Below are 335 nucleotides of genomic sequence, written 5' to 3'. Positions count from 1 at the left end.
TATTGAAAAAGAACTCTGGAAAATCAGAAATTAAAAACGCTTGGAGCGCAAAACTTGCTGAAAATGGTGTAACTATCACAGATAAAACTTTTGAGCTTCCACGTAAATTGGTTGATTCAATCAACACAGTTTTGTTAAATACTAACCCAGTGTTCAAAGTATTCCGTGTTACAAATGTCGGCGCTTTGCTCGTATCACGCTCATTTGATTCAGCTAATGAAGCAAATCTCCACAAAGACGGACAACAAAAAGTAGAACAGGCTGCAGCTCTCACTATTGATACTCTTGAACCTGTAATGGTTTATAAATTGCAATCACTTGCTGAACGTGTTAAA

At 36.7% G+C, this 335-nt stretch carries 1 protein-coding gene; it reads left to right on the top strand.

Annotated elements, in window-relative coordinates; all coding sequences use genetic code 11:
• On the top strand, positions 1-335 hold a 335-nt coding region (locus tag FDW96_RS02865; protein WP_212732848.1), incomplete at both ends, for a hypothetical protein.

The organism is Citrobacter sp. TBCS-15 (assembly GCF_005280815.1).
Lineage (GTDB): Bacteria > Pseudomonadota > Gammaproteobacteria > Enterobacterales > Enterobacteriaceae > Citrobacter > Citrobacter werkmanii.
Note: the sequence above shows the minus strand (reverse complement) of the source record. Positions and strands in the feature narration are given on the sequence as shown.